The 18,330-nt window shown below is 41.9% G+C and carries 17 protein-coding genes and 1 other annotated feature; of the genes, 4 read left to right on the top strand and 13 right to left on the bottom strand.

Annotated elements, in window-relative coordinates:
- The 4 genes from RHS_RS20825 to RHS_RS20840 form a co-directional block, all read left to right on the top strand.
- A partial coding sequence (locus RHS_RS20825) for a cell wall metabolism sensor histidine kinase WalK (RefSeq protein ID WP_047834254.1) occupies positions 1-1,028 on the top strand: 1,028 nt, incomplete at its 5' end.
- Between the two features lie 137 nt (positions 1,029-1,165).
- Positions 1,166-1,636 carry a helix-turn-helix transcriptional regulator gene (locus RHS_RS20830; RefSeq protein WP_377142098.1) on the top strand — a complete coding sequence of 157 codons (471 nt, stop codon included), beginning with the start codon at positions 1,166-1,168 and terminating at the stop codon, positions 1,634-1,636.
- Complete coding sequence (locus RHS_RS20835) at positions 1,633-2,226, top strand: ATP-dependent Clp protease proteolytic subunit (RefSeq protein ID WP_044293669.1); 594 nt, start codon at positions 1,633-1,635, stop codon at positions 2,224-2,226. Before RHS_RS20830 ends, RHS_RS20835 begins: the two co-directional genes overlap by 4 nt.
- 106 nt (positions 2,227-2,332) lie before the next feature.
- Positions 2,333-3,274 carry a zinc dependent phospholipase C family protein gene (locus tag RHS_RS20840; RefSeq protein ID WP_047834255.1) on the top strand — a complete coding sequence of 314 codons (942 nt, stop codon included), beginning with the start codon at positions 2,333-2,335 and terminating at the stop codon, positions 3,272-3,274.
- Positions 3,275-3,440: 166 nt separating this feature from the next.
- Here the strand turns inward: RHS_RS20840 and RHS_RS20845 are convergent, their stop codons facing one another.
- The 13 genes from RHS_RS20845 to RHS_RS20905 form a co-directional block, all read right to left on the bottom strand.
- Positions 3,441-4,004 carry a flavodoxin domain-containing protein gene (locus tag RHS_RS20845; protein ID WP_047834256.1) on the bottom strand — a complete coding sequence of 188 codons (564 nt, stop codon included), beginning with the start codon at positions 4,002-4,004 and terminating at the stop codon, positions 3,441-3,443.
- 24 nt (positions 4,005-4,028) lie between these two features.
- Complete coding sequence (locus RHS_RS20850; protein WP_047834257.1) at positions 4,029-4,598, bottom strand: TetR family transcriptional regulator; 570 nt, start codon at positions 4,596-4,598, stop codon at positions 4,029-4,031.
- A gap of 329 nt (positions 4,599-4,927) precedes the next feature.
- On the bottom strand, positions 4,928-5,425 hold the full coding sequence (gene ilvN, locus RHS_RS20855; RefSeq protein ID WP_027295932.1) for an acetolactate synthase small subunit: 498 nt from the start codon (positions 5,423-5,425) through the stop codon (positions 4,928-4,930).
- A gap of 15 nt (positions 5,426-5,440) precedes the next feature.
- On the bottom strand, positions 5,441-7,168 hold the full coding sequence (gene ilvB / locus RHS_RS20860; protein WP_047834258.1) for a biosynthetic-type acetolactate synthase large subunit: 1,728 nt from the start codon (positions 7,166-7,168) through the stop codon (positions 5,441-5,443).
- A 69-nt stretch (positions 7,169-7,237) separates the two neighbouring features.
- Positions 7,238-7,529 (bottom strand) — a binding site (T-box leader).
- Positions 7,530-7,623: 94 nt separating this feature from the next.
- The gene (locus RHS_RS20865; RefSeq protein ID WP_027295930.1) at positions 7,624-8,748 is read right to left on the bottom strand and encodes an aldo/keto reductase; all 1,125 of its coding nucleotides are present in this window, start codon (positions 8,746-8,748) and stop codon (positions 7,624-7,626) included.
- 38 nt (positions 8,749-8,786) lie between these two features.
- Positions 8,787-10,022 (bottom strand): nickel pincer cofactor biosynthesis protein LarC, encoded by a 1,236-nt coding sequence (gene larC / locus RHS_RS20870; RefSeq protein WP_047834259.1) that lies wholly within the window; start codon positions 10,020-10,022, stop codon positions 8,787-8,789.
- Positions 10,023-10,775, bottom strand: coding sequence for a nickel pincer cofactor biosynthesis protein LarB (larB, locus tag RHS_RS20875; protein ID WP_395023172.1), 753 nt, complete (start codon positions 10,773-10,775; stop codon positions 10,023-10,025). It lies immediately after the preceding gene.
- Between the two features lie 69 nt (positions 10,776-10,844).
- The gene (larE, locus tag RHS_RS20880) at positions 10,845-11,627 is read right to left on the bottom strand and encodes an ATP-dependent sacrificial sulfur transferase LarE (RefSeq protein WP_044289646.1); all 783 of its coding nucleotides are present in this window, start codon (positions 11,625-11,627) and stop codon (positions 10,845-10,847) included.
- A gap of 151 nt (positions 11,628-11,778) precedes the next feature.
- Positions 11,779-12,537: a MerR family transcriptional regulator gene (locus RHS_RS20885; RefSeq protein WP_047834261.1), complete on the bottom strand. Its 759-nt coding sequence runs from the start codon at positions 12,535-12,537 to the stop codon at positions 11,779-11,781.
- Between the two features lie 490 nt (positions 12,538-13,027).
- Positions 13,028-13,282, bottom strand: coding sequence for a hypothetical protein (locus RHS_RS31550; protein WP_395023160.1), 255 nt, complete (start codon positions 13,280-13,282; stop codon positions 13,028-13,030).
- Positions 13,283-13,315: 33 nt separating this feature from the next.
- Positions 13,316-15,625: an ATP-binding cassette domain-containing protein gene (locus RHS_RS20895; RefSeq protein ID WP_395023162.1), complete on the bottom strand. Its 2,310-nt coding sequence runs from the start codon at positions 15,623-15,625 to the stop codon at positions 13,316-13,318.
- A gap of 193 nt (positions 15,626-15,818) precedes the next feature.
- Positions 15,819-17,147, bottom strand: coding sequence for a glycoside hydrolase family 32 protein (locus tag RHS_RS20900; RefSeq protein WP_047834263.1), 1,329 nt, complete (start codon positions 17,145-17,147; stop codon positions 15,819-15,821).
- An 85-nt stretch (positions 17,148-17,232) separates the two neighbouring features.
- Entirely contained in the window at positions 17,233-18,330 is a 1,098-nt protein-coding gene (locus RHS_RS20905) for an ABC transporter ATP-binding protein (RefSeq protein ID WP_047834264.1), read from the bottom strand.

Raw genomic sequence — 18,330 nt, forward strand, 5'->3', positions numbered from 1 at the left:
CAATGGCAAACGGGAGACAACTGCGCATCTACAACCAATCCAAGCTGCATTACAGTATACTTGTAGAATACTTGAATTTAGAGGAAACTTTTGCAGGAGTAGCTATCATCATTCCAAATATCAGCGAGATCGTCTCATTGATCAATGGCATTACCTTATGTATCTTTTTAGCCGCAGTAATTATTATGATGATTCTCATCTATTTTCTGGTTAAGAAAATTACTACTCCCCTTTCAGAGATCAGCGCGCTGACAAAGGATATTTCCAACCAGAATTTCAGTCAGATAGAAATCAGGACAAACGATGAGCTGGAAGACCTTGCCTGCAGCATCAATGACATGAGCTGTAAACTAAAAGAATCCCAGGAAGCTCTGATTGAAAAAAACCGACAGATGGAAGCTCTACTTGGTAATGTATCCCATGATCTGAAGACACCGGTGGCCCTGATTAAAGCTTATACCTGCGGCATTAAAGACGGCATTGATGACGGCACTTTCTTGGACACGGTTATCCGCCAGAATGAAAAAATGGAAAGGCTCATTGAAGGACTTCTTGATTTATCCCGCATCCGGCAAAAAGACTATCCCAAAGAATCTGTAGAGATCAGCAGTATGCTCACCGGAATGATCGAAGAATATCAGCTGGAGTTAGAAAACAAGCAGCTCACTCTGCAAGCAGACATCCTGCCGGATGTAGTTATCACTGCAAGTCTGGAAGGAATTACTGCCATATTTTCCAATCTGATCTCTAATGCGGTAAAATATACTTCCAACAGCCATATAAACATACGGTTATATGAGGAATACGGCAGGATTATTTTTCAGACCTCCAACGGTGTAGCCCACAACCACAATATTCTTTTGGAAAGAATCTGGGATCCGTTCTATGTTGCCGAGAAATCCCGGAATAAAGAGCTGTCCGGTACCGGACTTGGACTTTCCATTGTAAGTGCAGCTGCACAGAAACAGGGTTTTGCATATAACTGCCAGATTGATGATGGGGTAATTACTTTCACGATACGCTTTTAATGCTAAGTTATTTGTAATTTATTTGAATCTAAAAAAAGTGCTCTCTTGTCCATAAAGAGAGCACTTTTTATTAAGACACCCTAAGACATATCTGCTATAATAAAAAAATCATGACCATCACGAAAGGGGGCATTACTATGAGTGATAAAAACGATATTGTTGTGGAGATTGTATCCTACATTGAATCCCATCTGCAGGAAAAAATCCATCTTGACGATATTTCACAGAATATGAACTATTCAAAATACTATCTGAACCGCATATTTTCCAGTGTGGTAGGCTGCACCATGCATAAATATATCCAGAGACGCAGACTGACAGAAGCTGCCAGACTTTTAGCAGAGACCGACATTCCCATTGCAGAGATTTCCTGTAAAGCGGGTTATGATTCCCAACAGGCTTTTACACTGGCGTTCCGGCAATTATATCAATGTACTCCCCAGACCTGCCGGAGCCTTCACATTTTTACACCCAGGCAGGAGCAATTTGTGCTTTTCCAGGAATTTTGTCCGGCAATTCAGGTATTCGCAGACAATTCTGCAAAAGGATACAATACCATTACCAGCTTTTGTATACAACTGTCTGAAGTCAGGGGGATTGCAGCATGATTATACCTTATGTAGTTGAACAGACCAGTCGCGGTGAACGCAGTTTTGACATTTACTCCCGCCTGCTGGATGACCGAATTATTTTTCTGGGTGAAGAAGTCACCGATGCTTCTGCCAGTCTGGTTACCAGTCAGCTTCTGTATCTGGAAGGCCAGGATCCGGGTAAGGATATCCAGTTATACATTAACAGTCCGGGTGGTTCCGTATCTGCAGGATTTGCAATTTACGATACCATGAATTATATCAAATGCGATGTTTCCACCATCTGTATCGGAATGGCTGCAAGCTTTGGAGCATTTTTATTGGCAGGCGGTGCAAAGGGCAAGCGTTTTGCCTTGCCAAATTCAGAAATTATGATTCACCAGCCTTCCTCCGGCGGCATAAAAGGCCAGACCAGTGACATTAAAATTCTTTCTGACTATTTGCAGAAGAGTAAGCAGCGTCTTAACCGGATTCTGGCTGAAAATTCGGGCCGCACCATAGAAGAAATTGAGCGTGATACAGACCGGGATAATTTTATGAGTGCTGAAGAGGCAAAAGCCTACGGACTGATTGATCATGTATACGTCAATCGGGTTTCAGAAATATAAATAAAATGTGAAGAAAATCATAAGATTACTCTTAAAGTCTTGATTTTGGGCAATGATAAGAATAAGATCTTATTAAAACCAGAATTATACCAAAGGAGATTGAAATATGCCAGGATTTACTTTACATTACTTATTTGGAGTGGATACTTATCGGTTGCTTTCCCCGGGCATCCTGCAAAATACCATTCATGCTCATACCGCTGCATACTGTCTTGGACTTCAGGGACCGGATATTTTTTTCTACTATCCTGCAGCCTACCTAAGAAAAGAAAATATCGGTTCCCTCATGCATGAAGAACACGCAAGAGAACTTTTTCAAACAATGTTAGATTATAGAGAACATCTGAAAGAAGAAGAAGAGAAAAATATCATTACTGCCTATTTAGCAGGATTTCTGGGGCATTACACACTGGACGGCCTGTTTCATCCCTACGTGTATGCCCGTACAGAATATCAGGTTGGAAGGAAAAACGGCAACCAGTATTATGCAAAACATTTTGAACTGGAATCCTGCTTTGATATTTTATATCTGGAGAAGAGAAAAGGGCTGCAGCCGGGTCAGTTTTACCAATCCCGTACCATCGCCCTTTCAGCCGCTGAACAATCTGCCATATCAGCATTGATCAGCCAGGTTGCACGAAAGGTCTACAAACAGAACTATTCTCCCAGAAATATCTCCCATGCCATATCCTGTATGCGGATGGGCACTTCTCTTCTGCATGATTCAACAGGTCTTAAAAAGAAGTTCTGGCATTGGTTTGAGACCCATATTTTTGGATATGAATGGTTCTCTCCAATGATTCAGACACCCCATGAGATGGATCCCGCCAAAGTGCTGAATGAACAGAAGGAAGACTGGGAAAATCCCTGGAACACCAGTCTGATTTCTCAGGATTCCGTGGAAGATCTATTAAATAAAGCCGTCAGTGCATACCATAAAACACTGATTCTGCTGGAACACAAAATCAGCAGCATACCAGGCAGTCAGGAACGTCTGCTTGCAAATATCGGGAACCGCTCATTCCACAGTGGACTGGAAAATACCTGATAGATGATCATTTCAGCTTAAAATTGGCTTTTGCTGATTGCTGATTAAGGACGCTTTGTGGATTGTGGATGGGAATTGTGTACAAAAGGACGGGGATCCGGCTTGCTATAGTGCAGTCGCCGGATCTTCTGTCATTGTTCCCCTAACAGAATTCGCTTTTTCCAGATTAATTCGGATTAACTTTATGATACTTCTTATACTGCTCCACCAGTTCCCCGATACTGCTCTGATCCGTAAAATCAACTGCTTTACCGTAAGTAGCTATAAATTCTCTGTCCTCTGATGTTTTCTCATTTTCCGGTTTCTTAACTATCATGTTATTCATCATTTTCATCATCAATTTATGTACTGACGTCAAATTACTATAATCCATATATCCGCGAAAATGATACAGCTTAGCCTGCTTCATCAGCTCTTTCGGTAATGCTTTCTCCATCCCCTCCCGAATATGTTTTACATTTTCTTCAACTTTTGTATTTGCAAGACCGCAGGTAAATAAAATGATATTTTTCCCTTTAATCCTCTCATAATTTTTTCCAATCAGGGAAATCCCTGCAATACCACCTGCATAAATTCCTCCACCGTAAATGACCGTATCATATTCCATCATTTTTTCTGGTGCTATCTTCCTTCTTTCAAATAAATCAGCACCCAAAGCTTCTGCAATCCATTCTGCATATTTTTTTGCTGCTCCATATTTTGACTGATAAATTACTACAACCTCACTCATAGTTAACCTCCTCCTCTTTGCTATCTATCCTTTACGAGTATATGTTACCTTACTTAAAAAAGCATCAAATGCTAAATCCAGCATCTTTCTTATCTCTACATCATCCAACTGCACTGACCCCGTAACCAGCATGGAAGAAATTCCATGGGTATAAATCAGCATATTCATATGTAATGCTTTTGCACACTCCGGCGTAATATCAAATTCCTCTGCAATTCTATCCGTAACCTTTTTATTGCTGCGCTTTTCATATATATCCTCAAAACTGTTCAAATTGTCCTGTTTCATCATAAATAGCAGCCAAAACAGATGGGGTTCTTTTCTGGCAAATTTAATCTGGCAATATCCTACACTCCTGAAGAATTCCTTCGGATCAGCATTTCTGGCAATAAAGTCTCCATAAAAAACCACTGCCTTATGAAACAAATCCTTTTTTAATTCCTCCATATTCTTATAATAACTGTAGATCGGCTGAACCGAACAACCTATCCGCTCAGCTATCTCCTTTGTAATTACACGTTCAAATCCCTGCTCTCTTGTTAATGTAAAAGCAGTATCCAGTATCATTTCTTTTGTTATTCTCTGTTTTGGCATTTTTTCCTCCTGTGTGTCAGTCATACACTATTTATGTGTAACGATTTTACATAACATACTTTATATAATATGCTTTATATAAATATAATTATATATTTTCTCTTGCTTTCTGTCAACAAATTTCTCCTTACCTGCTGATAATATTATTAAAAAAATGCAGAAGAAGAATTTGAAAACTAATTTCCCAAATTCTTCTTCTGCGTATCCTTTTATTCACTCCGGTATAATCTGATCTTTGACGCTAATTCCCTTGCTGCCACACTGCTGGATGCACTCCCTGCATAGACTCTGTTCATTTGGTCCATCATCAATTGCTCTATGCTCCTACACTATCTCTCCGTAATACTAATTGATTCTATCGCCACACTGCCGCCCCGCACTACTTCAATTGCAGAAAATTCTTTTGCAGCAAGCTTAACCAGATCGTTATTGCGCTCCTCCGTCTGTACACATTCCAGTACCAGACGGTCTTTGTTCATATCTACTGCCTTGACGCCAAAGACTTCCGCCATACGAAAGGCTTCATTTTTATCCTGTTCACCTGCCGTGTGGATTTTCAGATACATCAGTTCCTTCATATGAATGGGAACATTTGTAAAATCAACAACTTTTATAACTTCCACACATCTGTTCAGCTGTTTCTTAATCTGCTCAAAGGTAGCATCATCACTGTCCACACAGATTGTCATTCTGGACACTGTATTATCTTCCGTCTCTCCCACCGTCAAACTATGCAGATTATAAGATTTTCCGGAAAACAGTCCTGATATCCTAGCCAGCACACCCACATCATTTTCCACATATAACGATATCCATCTTTTCTTCATTTAACTATTCCTCCTTTAACATTCCATTACCATATCGTGAATTGCATTTCCACCCGGCACCATAGGCAATACCAGTTCATCCCGTTCAATAATAAATTCGATGATCGTCGGACTGTTCTGGTTCCTCTCAGCCTCTATAAATGCAGCCTCTATTTCATTTTCATCAAATACACGGATTCCTTTCGCTCCATAACTGTCAGCTAGTTTTACAAAATCCGGAGAGTATACAGGACATCCGTTGGTCTTACAGCCTTCACAGCTGCTTCCACAGCTTCTTCTTCGTTTCATACAGGTACTTGCATAGCGTTTATCGTAAAATAATTGCTGCCACTGTCTTACCATTCCCAGGTAACTATTGTTAAAAATACAGATTGTAAGCGGTATTTCACAGGTTACGGCTGTTGCCAATTCCTGAATATTCATCTGCACACCGCCATCTCCCGATACACAGATTACCTGTCTCTTCGGATTTCCCAGTTTTGCCCCTATTGCTGCCGGCAGGCCATATCCCATAGTCCCTAGTCCGCCGGACGTTAAAAGCCTGGTCTGTTGGTTCATTTCCAGAAACTGTGTTACCCACATCTGGTGCTGCCCAACATCTGTTACAATAATCCCGTCTTTTCCCCGTTTATTAATAACCTCAATGATTTTATCCGGTGAAAGTCCTTTGTGAGTACTTCTGGCAATCGGAAATTCCGCTTTCCATTCCCTGATTCGTCCTATCCACTCTGTTCTTTCACAATCCTCTGCCTTTTCCAGCATTGCTTCCATTGCCAGTTTCGCATCCGCTACAATTGGAACATCTACATGAATATTTCTGGATATGGAAGCCGCCTCAATATCTACATGGATTATCGTTGCTTCCGGTGCAAATTCACTGATTTTTCCCGTGATCCGGTCGTTAAACCTGGTTCCTATAGAGAACAGCAGGTCGCACTCGCTAATTGCCATATTCGAAGCATAAGAACCATGCATTCCAATATTCCCAATATAATAATCATGATCCGTAGGTATTGCCCCCTTTCCCATAATCGTAGTAATTACCGGAACATGAACCTTCTCCACCAATTCTTCCAATGCGCCTTGCGCACCTGCAATTGGAACACCACCACCAATTAAGAACACAGGGCGTCTGGCGCTTTTTAACATCTCCAGAGCCTTTTTAATCTGACCTTTGTGTACAGATAAATTAGGCTTATATCCCCTGATAGAAACAGGTTCATCAAAGCAGTCTTCAAACATCTCATTTTGAATATCCTTTGGAAAATCAACAACTACCGGTCCCGGTTTTCCTGTTCTGGCAATATAAAAAGCTTCTTTTATGATCCGTACCAGATCTTTTCTCTCCCTGACTGTAACCGCATATTTGCAGATACTTCTGGTAATTCCAACGATATCTACTTCCTGAAAAGCATCATTTCCAATTAAGTGGGTCGGCACCTGGCCGGTAAAGCATACCAGCGGTACACTGTCATAATTAGCCGTTGCAATCCCGGTAACCAGATTTGTTGCCCCCGGACCGCTGGTAACAAGGCAAACTCCAACTTTCCCCGTAGATCTGGCATAACCATCTGCAGCATGGATCAGCCCCTGCTCATGTCTCGGAAGAATTACTTCTATGTCTCTCTGATCATAAAGGGCATCAAAAATATCAATTGCATAACCGCCCGGATAACCGAATAACATATCAACCCCTTCCCGTTTTAATGCTTCAATAAAAGCCTGCGTTCCTTTTCTTTCCATTGCATTTCCTCCTTTACAAATTCCATTGATACATTCCGGCAATAAAAAAGCCCTAAGCTAATAAAATTAGCTTAGGGCGAATACGCTGTGATCCGTGTTACCACCTAAATTCAAAGAATAATCTTTGCACTCTGCCAGTACGGATAATCCTCCATCTGACATGATAACTTCTCATTTCAGTACGGAAAAATCGATACTGCTTTCCCTGTAACGGAGGAAAATTCCGTTGAAGCCTACTTAGGTAATCCTGTTCAGTTCACTGCTCAAAGGCTACTTCCATACTTCCTTGTTAAAGATTCGCACCAACCATCTTTTCTCTGGAACTCAGTGAGTATGTACTCCTCCTCATCATTGCATTTGTCATTTTATATTATATGCATTTCTGATATTTTTTATTATAACTGGGATACTCGCTGATTGTCAATACTTTTTTTCAGACAGTTTTCTTTCTCACCCTACTCAAACATCGCGACTGCATTCTGCAGTTCTGCAATAATTTCAATATGCTGTGGACACTGAGCCTCACATGCTCCGCATTGCAGGCAATCCGATGCCTTGTTTCCGCCGCCTGTTACAAAACCGTATTCATTTTTTGCATCCTGCAGGTTCTTAAATGTCGCATTTTTATTCATTGCCTTAAAAATCTCCGGTATCGGAATCTGTTGTGGACAGACTTCCATGCAGTACTGGCAGTTTGTACATGGGATCAGCGGCATATTTTTCAGCTTCGCTGTGACTTCATCAATCACCTTCTGATCTTCCGTTGTGATTTTCTCAAACTCAGCCATAAAGCTTAAATTATCTTCCATCTGCTCCATATTTGACATTCCGCTTAATACCGTAATAACGCCTTCCAGAGAAGCTGCAAAACGCAGCGCCCAGGATGCTACGGAATGTTCCGGTCTTGCTTCTTTAAATATTTCGTCCAACTCAGGAGTCAGTGATGCCAGTGTTCCTCCCTTAACCGGCTCCATAATGATTACCGGTTTGTTATGTTTTCTTGCCACTTCATAACATTTCTTTGCCTGAATAATGCTGTCGTCCCAATCACAATAATTGATCTGAAGCTGTACAAATTCTGCATCCGGATGTTTTTGTAATATTTCATCCAGACAATCAGCCGTATCATGAAAAGAAAATCCATAATGTTTGATCAGGCCTTTTTCTTTCTGCTCTTTTACAAACTCCCATGCTTCATATTCTTCATACTTTACGGCCTTATTCCGATCAATTGCATGTAAAAGGTAAAAATCAAAATAACCTGCTCCGGTACGTTCTAACTGGGTGTTAAAGATTTTAGCTACATCTTCTTTTGCATTTACCAGCCATACCGGGAGCTTCGTAGCCAGCTGATAGCTGTCCCTGGGATATCTGCTGGTTAAGGATGCTTTTACTGCTTCTTCTGAATGTCCGTCCAGGTATGGATATGCGGTATCAAAATATGTAAATCCCTTTTCCATATACAGATCAACCATTTTTTTAGTCTGTTCCACATCAATCGTGTTGTCTTCCAACATAGGCAGGCGCATCATCCCAAACCCCAATTTCTTAATCTCAGATCCTAAAAATTTTTCACTCATTACATAATCCTCCTTTATATTTGATATACAGTGTCTTATTATTCTGCTTCATAGATGCATTGATATATTTCTTTTAACGGTACTCCCTGCTGCATCGCCAGTTTTTTAGCGCTTTCATACTCCGGATAAATTCTTTCTTCTGCTCCTGCAGTCACCTTTTTTACTTCCAGTTCTCCATATCTCGTAGGAATAACCTCTTTTGCTCTAGGCAAAACAGTTCGGCTCTCTAATCTTTTACGTAAGCCGATAGTAGTGGTATGCAAAAATATAATCTCTTCTATTTTCTTCATATCTTCCGGAACACAAATTGCAGTCATGCGGTATGCCGGTCTGTTCTTCTTCATATATATTGGTGTAAAAAACACATCCAATGCTCCCTGTTCAAAAAGCCGTTCCATAACATATCCCAGGAATTCGCCTGTGCAGTCATCCAGATTCGTTTCCAGGACTAATACCTGATCATCTTTATCCTGAAATCTCCCATCCACATTCACGATCTCACCCAGGCTGACCTTTAGAAGATTTGGTATTTCAAGATCCTTCGTACCGGCGCCCCAACCGATTTTTTGGACATTCATTTCCGGCATATTTCCATAAGAAGATGCCAGTTCTGCTATGATTGCAGCCCCGGTGGGTGTCACAAGCTCTGTATTAATGTCAATCTGCCTGGTAATCGCATCGCTGGCTGCAAAAATTTCAGATACTGCCGGAACGGGAACCGCAAGTTTCCCATGCTGGCAATGAATAAACCCGCTGCCATCCTGAATAATAGATGCACACACCATATCCGGTCTGAGCATATCAATTAAAATCGCAGTTCCTACAATATCCACAATGGAGTCTACTGCCCCAACTTCATGAAAATGGACTTCTTCCAGTTTCCTGTTATGTACTTTCGCTTCTGCTTTTGCCACCCGTAAAAAAATGCGTTTCGACAGATCCTTTGCGCCTGACGTAATTCCGCTTTCTTCTATGATACGATTAATATCCATTAAGTTCCGATGTTCATGATGATGCCCCTGCGGATGGTGCTGATGTTCATGAATTTCATGACCTTCACGATCTTCATGTTCCAAATGTACTTTTACATAATTACCCGTTATTCCGTTTTTTACCGCCTTATTAAAACTTATTTTATATCCATCCACATGGAGCTTTTCCAGTTCTTGCAAAAATACCTGTCTGTCTAATCCCAGATCCAGGAGCGCTCCAAGAGTCATATCTCCGCTTATTCCCGAAAAACAGTCGAAAAATAAGATTCTTTTCTTCTGCATCTATTCTTTTCCTCCCAGACTATTTATACTGTGCGCCATATAACCCGCACCAAATCCGTTGTCAATATTTACCACGCTGATTCCGCTGGCACAGCTGTTCAGCATTGCCAGGAGAGGGGCAACACCGCCGAAATTTGCTCCGTATCCAACAGAAGTAGGCACCGCAATAACAGGCTTATCCGTCAGCCCGCCTACAACAGAAGCCAGCGCCCCTTCCATTCCGGCTACAGCGATCACTACATTTGCCCTGGAAAGAACATCCAGTTTCGACAAAAGCCTGTGTATTCCGGCAACACCTACATCATAGATTTCTTCTACATGATTCCCCAGAAAACGTGCTGTTATGGCTGCCTCTTTGGCAACCGGAAGATCGGATGTTCCGGCACATGCCACTACCACCACGCCTTTATTCATAGAAACAGCTTCCCTATTATATTGGATAATCCTGGCTTCTTCATCATATTCCATATCCGGGCATACTATTTTAACTGCCTCATACTTTTCCGCTGAGCATCTCGTCCCCAGGATATTTCCGATCTGATGTGCGATCATATTTTCCACGATTCCTGCTATCTGCTCACTGGTTTTTCCCTCACAGTAAATAACCTCAGATACTCCAGTCCTGATCTTTCTCTGATAATCAATCATTGCATACCCAAGGTCATCAACAGTTTCTTCTTTCATCCGTTTTTCTGCTTCGGCAACTGAAATTTCATGTGCATTTAACTTTTCTAATATTTCCTTTACTTCCACGTTCACACCAACTTTCCAACCCGCATGTATCCGAACTGTAGCTATACAGACTTTATACTGCTTTTCCTCTTACAAATCAAAACTTCCGCTGCGGAATCCTTCCAGATCCAGCGTTACATAATCAAATCCGCATGCCTTAACCTTGTTCACAAAGTCCTTATGTTCCAGAAGGCATTTAAAATCCTCTTTTGCAACTTCAACCCGTGCAATCCTGTCATGTACCCGTATTCTGCCTGAATCTATCCCCAGCTCCTTAAGACAGCGTTCCGCATCCTCCGCCTGTTTTAATTTTTCCGCTGTCAACTGCGTACCATAAGGAAAACGCGAAGCCAGACAGGCATTAGACGGTTTATTCCAGGTGATAATCCCCAGTTCTCTGCTTACATTCCTGATATCCTGTTTTGTAAATCCACACTCATAAAGCAGGGAACAGATCCCCAGCTCTTGGGCTGCTGCTGCACCAGGCCGATATACCTTAGCATCATCCAGATTCTTCCCATCCAATACAACTTCATACCCCTGGGTTTTAGCCATTTCGATAATCTTCGACATTAAGTTCTTTTTACAATAATAACATCTCTTCTTATCATTACCGGCAAATTCAGGCACCGTGAATACATCCATTGCAAGAATTTCATACTGCACATCTTTGTCTTTTAACAGCTGAACCGCTTCCTGATAATCAGCTTGAGCCAGCATAGCTCCACTGCATAATACAGCAAGCACATTTTCTTTTCCTAACGTTTCTCTTGCTACAGACATCAAAAAATTAGAGTCCACTCCGCCTGAATATGCAATTGCTACTTTCTTTAATTCTTTCAGCCTTTTCTTTAATAATTCCAGTTTATCCATGTATGCCTTTCCGATACTTGTAACCCGATCTGTATATTCATTCTATTGTATCATATTTTCGGGTTTCAGACCATATTTACATAATATTTGCACAACTCTGTTTTATATAGAGTAGCACTTAAAGTTTGCTTTAAGTCAAGTACTTTTTCACTTAACGTTTTCCGTTCATTCTTTTCATTTTATCTATCTGCGCCGCTACGAATAACGCATTCTCTTTCGCTTCCTGTAAAGATGTAAGGAGCCTGTCACATGCGGTTATAATGTCGTCATCCTGCCTGGGTGTATTGATTATCTCCCGGATATTGGTATCGGGGTTCATTGTCAGGGCTTTTAGCATTCTTAATATAGAAGACAGAGAATAATTTGCACAGCGGAGAGAACGTATTATTTTTAACCGCTGCAAATCTTCCGATGTATACACCCGATATCCATTTTCCAGCCGTTTAACAGAAAACAGCCCATTTAGTTCCCAATTTCTAAGGGTATCAATTGTAACGTGAAGATAATCAGCCGTCTCTTTTCTTGTAAATAAAATATCCTTTTCATCCGAATCTGCACCTAAACTGGATAATAACTTTTGTGTAATCTGTATTGCCTCTTCCGCATTTTTTATCTCTGTTTCCACCTGTTTCATATAAATTCGGGTTAATTCCGCTGCTTTTTCATAATCTCCAGCCGCAGATATCTTAATGATTTCCACTGCCTTTTTACGCAGCCCATTCTGCAGTACCTCTGCCTGAAGTGCCGCCCTTGCTAACTTCAGCTGTTCCACATGCAGATCCGTAAATACCCGATACCCATTACTTAACCTTTGCGGTTTGGGGATCAGACTGCATTTCTCGTATAATCGTACCGTATTCACATGTATTCCAAACATTCTGGCGATATCGGCAGTCTTGTATGTGTTCAAATTTCTATACCTCCATTCTGTCATCTTAAATTTGGGTTAGCTGAGGAAGGGACGCTTTGTAGATGTAGGTAGTGTGCGGAAAGATGGGTGTGGAAAACTGGTTTTCTCAGCAGATTGGAACCCCTGGGCTGTGGCAGGATGTTCTGTATTGGATGCTGCGCTATGTTTCGACTGTTTGTGTAAAAGAAGATGGAAGTTTAATGCATCAGGATTTCCGAGCGAATGCCCGCGTGCCGCCAAAAAGTGCTCCGGGAAGGTTAGAAAATGCCAGTTCTGTGGTAAGCCTTCCAAACCAATGTCCCGATCCGCCACCTTCTCTTTCCCTACACTACCTACATCTACAAAGCGTGATTAATCAGCTAGACCCCATATCACAAACCTGCAGGGATGGATCTCATCTTCCACAAAGTGTGAAGCACATCTGCCAGTAAGCAATTTTATCCCCCCTTAGGATTCCCAGTGTAGCGGAGAAACACCAGAAAAGCAAGCTTTATTGTTCTTCCCGGTCACGATCACGGCCGCTATCTGATTTTGGTATTTCAGACCAGGTGGTACGGTATGATTTAGACAAAATGATTCCAGTTGCAGAAGACGGATGCTTCATTACTTCTTCCGGCGTCCCCTGAACAACTATCCGTCCGCCATAATTTCCGCCTTCGGGGCCAAGGTCGATCACCCAGTCAGATGCAAGAATCACTTCCGGATTATGTTCAACCACAATTACACTGCTGCCCATCTGAACCAATCGCTGAAATACTCCAATCAGACGGTTTGCATCCTAAGGGTGCAGTCCACAGGTAGGTTCATCAAACAGATACAATACACTTTCACCGGTCTGCTTTGCCAATTCTCTTGCCAGTTTTAACCGCTGGGCTTCACCACCGGAGAGCGTAGTTGCTGATTGCCCAAGCCCAAGGTATCCCAGGCCTACATCCTGCAGTACTATCAGTTTCTTCATTATTTCTTTTTCCTGCTCAAACAAGGCTGCGGCTTCATCAATACTAAGCTCCAGAACCTGCGCAATACTAAGTCCCCTGTACTTTACATTTAATACCTGCTTTTGATATCTATTTCCCCTGCAAACCGGACAGACTACTTCAACATCCGGCAGAAAATTCATGGAAATTGACAACTTTCCGGCACCCTGACAATTTTCACACCGCCCACCGGGTACATTATAAGAAAAATGTTTTGCCTGTAATCCTCTATTTTGTTTCCTTGCAATTGCAGCATATAAATTCCGGATATCCGAAAAAATATCGGTATAAGTAGCCGCATTAGAACGCGGAGAACGTCCGATTGATGTCTGTCCAATGGTAATCACATTTTCTAAATGCTCTAGACCGCTGACGTTACTCTTCTGTTTTCTTTTTGGCTGATGGGCATATGCTTCTGCCGCTTCTGCCAGTTCTCCAAAGATCAGGCTGGATTTACCTGCGCCTGAAACACCTGTTACCGTAATAAATTTCCCCAGAGGAATTTCTACGTTCAAATCTTTCAGGTTATTTGTATTTGCATTTTTAATCACTACATATTTCCCATTTCCGGGAGATTTTAGAGATACCCGGTTATAACCTGTACCGCTTAAATATTTTCCGGTAACCGATTGTGAACAGTTCTTAAGATCTGACACATTTCCGGCCGCAACAATCTGCCCGCCGTCTCTTCCTGCACCAGGTCCAAAATCAATGATATAATCTGCAGCCTGTATGATATCAAGGTCATGTTCGATAACGATCACAGTATTGCCCATATCCCGAAGCCTGTTCAGCGCATCAATGATTTTAGAAGTATCCCGGCTGTGAAGCCCGGTGGATGGTTCGTCTAACACATAAAGGACTCCTGTTAAACTGCTTCCCAGAATAGAGGCAAGCTTGATTCTCTGGGCTTCCCCTGCTGAAAGGGATATACTGGGCTGGTTCAGGGACAGATATCCGGCGCCCACTTCTATTATACGCTCTATGCGGTGCAGCAAGTTATCCAGAACCTGCCCGACAACCGCTCTGGCATCCGCTCTTTCATCCGCACTAAGATCCCGGTCAAGCTGCTTCAGCCAGTCTGCAGTATCCGTAAGCGGCATTGAAAGTGCCTCTATAATATTTACACCGGCAACCCTTACATCCAGAATCTCCTTCCGGAAACGGATGCCGCCGCACTCCGGACACTCCTGTTGTATTAAGAACTTTTCAATGCGCTGCTTCGCACTATATGAATTCTTTTCCTCATAGCGGCGCATCAGATTCGTAATGACTCCCTCATAGCGTCCCTCAGGAACCGTTTTCGGAGGTTTTATGTCTGGAAAATGCCGTGTAAACTGTTTGCTTAATGCACCGTAAAGAAGTAAATCCATTGCAGTTTCGCTATACTCAGAGAGGGGAGCAGACAGGTCAAATTCAAATCCATAATATTGGGCTGCATTCGCAATTGATGCCCCGTATCGGTCAATATATACCTGATCCCAGCCATGGATGGCAAACTCTTTTATACTCTTTGACCGGTCAATTAAAAGATTAATATCCGGTATGCTTACAATACCGATTCCTTTACATGCAGGACATGCTCCTGACGGCTTATTAAAGGAAAAATGGCTTGCCGTAAGTTCTGGGATTCCTTTTCCACAGTGAGGGCAGGGCATCATCTGCTCATACATTTCGGCAGATTCTTCCGCCTGGTCCGGAAGCTCTGCATAGATAGCCCCGGTTTCTTCCCCATAATTTGGGGTAATGGTTTTACCGCAGTGTTTACAGTTTCTTTCCCCTAATTTTGAAAACAGTACTCTCAGATATGGGGAAATCTCCGTAACCGTACCAACAGTTGAGCGCGGGTTACGGTTCGTATTTTTCTGATTAATGGAAATTGCCGGAGATAAGCCTTCAATTTTATCCACCATAGGTTTTGATCCAATCTCCATGGTCATCCCCATAGACTCCATATATTGTCTTTGGCATTCCCTCTGCAGAGTTTCCATTGCCAGTGTTGATTTACCACTGCCGGATAATCCCGTAAAAACAACCAGCTTATTTTTGGGTATTTCAAGGCTGATATTTTTTAAATTATTCTGTCGCGCACCTTTAATCCTGATATTCATATAATCTGCTCCTTTCGCATTCACCTGTTCAAAACATCGGTCATGCTTTTTATACCACATATCAAAACCCTGGTGTTATAGTGTAGGGTTCTAATTCGTTCAATGAAGCAAAAGAACGAGTCATTCTGACATAAAATAAGAGACAGCCCGGCTGGTTTCCCAAGCCGTCTGTCTCTGCTGATTATTAGAACTGCTACATCTGTTTCAGAATAAATTTTTTACCCTCCGGTATCAAAATCTCTTCTTTTAAATCATACACCACATTGCTGATTACATACTCGCCGTCATTTACATAGACCTCAATCAGATTCTGGTCCACAAGGATATTCAGTCTGGTATTTTCTTTCAGTATTGGTGTTTCAAAGGTAAGCCTGCAGTCACGGATGTCTTCATAGACTTTCTCCCGGTTTGTGCATATTTTATTACCCTTCCTGTATATTTCATAGCCTCCCAGGGATATGGATTCCCCGTCATCCAGCTCAATTTTTAACTGGTACGGTTTTCCCTCCTCTACTTCTCCAACCTCAGGGATTTCCTTTACAAATGCTTTTTCCACATTTGGATGCATCCGGAAATATATATGACCGTTCCTGCGTTCCACTACCCGGGGTGTACACATCATTCCGATCCAGGGCTTTACCTCCGCAACCGGTTTGGGCATTCTCATCCATCCAACGACTACTCTGCGCCCCTCTTCATCTACAGTACTCTGGGGTGCATAGAGATCAAGTCCATAATCTGCAAACTGATACTCCTCTGCCATCGTAAGGATACCTGTCTGCTCATCAAAATCTGCTGCTGCACAGATAGCATGGTTCTGTTCTTTTGCGCCGTCTTTCAGAAAACCCATCGGCGAAAAACAAACTACCCAGCCTTCATCTGTCTTATACAGATCCGGACATTCCCACATCCATCCGAGATTATCTGCTTTAGACGTATAGCTGTTCAGATACTCCCAGTTTTCTTTATCACTGCTTCTGTAAAACAGCAGAATTCCTTTTTTTTCATCCAGGGTGCTTCCAAGAACCATATAATAATGATCCCCGCTTTTCCATACCTTAGGGTCTCTTGTATGAGTACGGTGCCCAAGAGATGCATCCATGATCGGAGGAATAATCAGTTTCTTATCTTTATTATTATCAAAGTGTATCCCATCCTCTGACGTGATCATCAGCTGGGAAGACTCAAACTGTTCATTTACGCAGTGATGGATATCTTCTTTTGTTATTTCCTCATACCGCACACCCGTATAATAAATATAAAGCTTTCCATCCTCCTGGACTGCACTTCCGGAAAAACAGCCGTTGCTGTCCCAGTATTTGCTTGGATAAAGGGCTATTTCCTGATGTGTCCAGGTTACAAGGTCATCACTTACCGCATGCCCCCAGTGCATGGTTGCCCAAGCGGGTGCATAGGGAAAATACTGATAAAACAAATGATATTTCCCTTTATAATAGATAAAGCCATTGGGATCATTGATCCAGTTTCCCGGCGCCTTTAAATGTAATTTATGTTCTGTCATATTTATACCTCCTGCATATCGCAGGCCTGCCTGCGATACTGCCTTAACAAGTAGTTTGATAGTGCTTTTCTTCAAACTTACCTTCCTATTTTAAATAATTCTCTTCCGTCTGCTTATCAAAGAAATGAAATTTTGTAGGTTCCAATACAAAAGAAATCTTTTCTCCAATACCGCTGACTTCGTATTTAGAAACCCGTGCAACAGAGGTAATGCCCCCAAAGCTAAAATAAAGATTGTTTTCATTTCCCATAACTTCTTTGTTTTCTACAACAGAAGTCTGTTTATCTGATTTGTAAATTTCCAGGTTGTGCGGATCCAGCTTTATATCCTCACCGCGAATTCCTAAAATCATTTCTCCCTGGCGCCCGTTTAGTTTCTTCAGGACACCTTCGGGGAGTGTAATCTTATTTTTATCTTTGAATTCCACGCTGCTGCCACTTACGGTAACCTCATAGAAATTCATTTGGGGAGAGCCGATAAATCCCGCTACAAATTTATTTACCGGATGCTCATACAATTCCATAGGTGCACCTACCTGCTGAATTAAGCCATCCTTCATGATGACTATACGGTCCGCCATAGTCATAGCCTCTATCTGGTCATGGGTCACATAGATGGTGGTGGTTCCCAGTGTCCGGTGAAGCTTGCTGATTTCATTTCTCATACTCACACGCAGTTTGGCATCCAGATTGGAAAGGGGCTCATCCATGAGAAATACCTTCTGATTCTTCACAATTGCCCTTCCAAGAGCAACCCGCTGCCTCTGTCCGCCGGAGAGATTCTTTGGCTTTCTGTATCGGTACTCTTCCAGCCCCAGAATATCAATTGCCCAGTTCACTTTCCTGTTGATCTCATCTGCGGGCACTTTCATATTTTTTAATCCGTATCCTATATTCTTCTCTACTGTCATATGTGGATAAAGAGCATAATTCTGGAATACCATAGCGATTCCACGATCTCTTGGCGCTGTTTCATTCACCTTTTTTCCATCGATAAACAGTTCTCCCCTGGAGATATCCTCAAATCCGGCAATCATCCGAAGTGTAGTAGATTTTCCACAGCCGGAAGGTCCGACAAATGCTATAAATTCTTTTTCTTTAATTTCCAGATTAAAATCTGTAACCGCATTTTTATCCGTACTTGCATATTTTTTACTAATATTTTTAAATTCTATAAAGCTCAT

Source organism: Robinsoniella sp. RHS, from assembly GCF_001029355.1.
GTDB lineage: Bacteria > Bacillota > Clostridia > Lachnospirales > Lachnospiraceae > Robinsoniella > Robinsoniella peoriensis.

Bases quoted from the DNA above. Each gene is read 5' to 3' on its own strand.
- RHS_RS20835 (WP_044293669.1), top strand. From the start codon at position 1,633: ATGATTATACCTTATGTAGTTGAACAGACCAGTCGCGGTGAACGCAGT.
- ilvB (WP_047834258.1), bottom strand. From the start codon at position 7,168: ATGGAAAGAAAAGGAACGCAGGCTTTTATTGAAGCATTAAAACGGGAA.
- RHS_RS20900 (WP_047834263.1), bottom strand. From the start codon at position 17,147: ATGACAGAACATAAATTACATTTAAAGGCGCCGGGAAACTGGATCAAT.
- RHS_RS20830 (WP_377142098.1), top strand. From the start codon at position 1,166: ATGAGTGATAAAAACGATATTGTTGTGGAGATTGTATCCTACATTGAA.
- RHS_RS20865 (WP_027295930.1), bottom strand. From the start codon at position 8,748: ATGAGTGAAAAATTTTTAGGATCTGAGATTAAGAAATTGGGGTTTGGG.
- RHS_RS20840 (WP_047834255.1), top strand. From the start codon at position 2,333: ATGCCAGGATTTACTTTACATTACTTATTTGGAGTGGATACTTATCGG.
- larE (WP_044289646.1), bottom strand. From the start codon at position 11,627: ATGGATAAACTGGAATTATTAAAGAAAAGGCTGAAAGAATTAAAGAAA.
- RHS_RS20895 (WP_395023162.1), bottom strand. From the start codon at position 15,625: ATGAATATCAGGATTAAAGGTGCGCGACAGAATAATTTAAAAAATATC.
- RHS_RS20845 (WP_047834256.1), bottom strand. From the start codon at position 4,004: ATGAGTGAGGTTGTAGTAATTTATCAGTCAAAATATGGAGCAGCAAAA.
- RHS_RS20850 (WP_047834257.1), bottom strand. From the start codon at position 4,598: ATGCCAAAACAGAGAATAACAAAAGAAATGATACTGGATACTGCTTTT.
- larC (WP_047834259.1), bottom strand. From the start codon at position 10,022: ATGCAGAAGAAAAGAATCTTATTTTTCGACTGTTTTTCGGGAATAAGC.
- ilvN (WP_027295932.1), bottom strand. From the start codon at position 5,425: ATGAAGAAAAGATGGATATCGTTATATGTGGAAAATGATGTGGGTGTG.
- RHS_RS20905 (WP_047834264.1), bottom strand. From the start codon at position 18,330: ATGAGCTTTATAGAATTTAAAAATATTAGTAAAAAATATGCAAGTACG.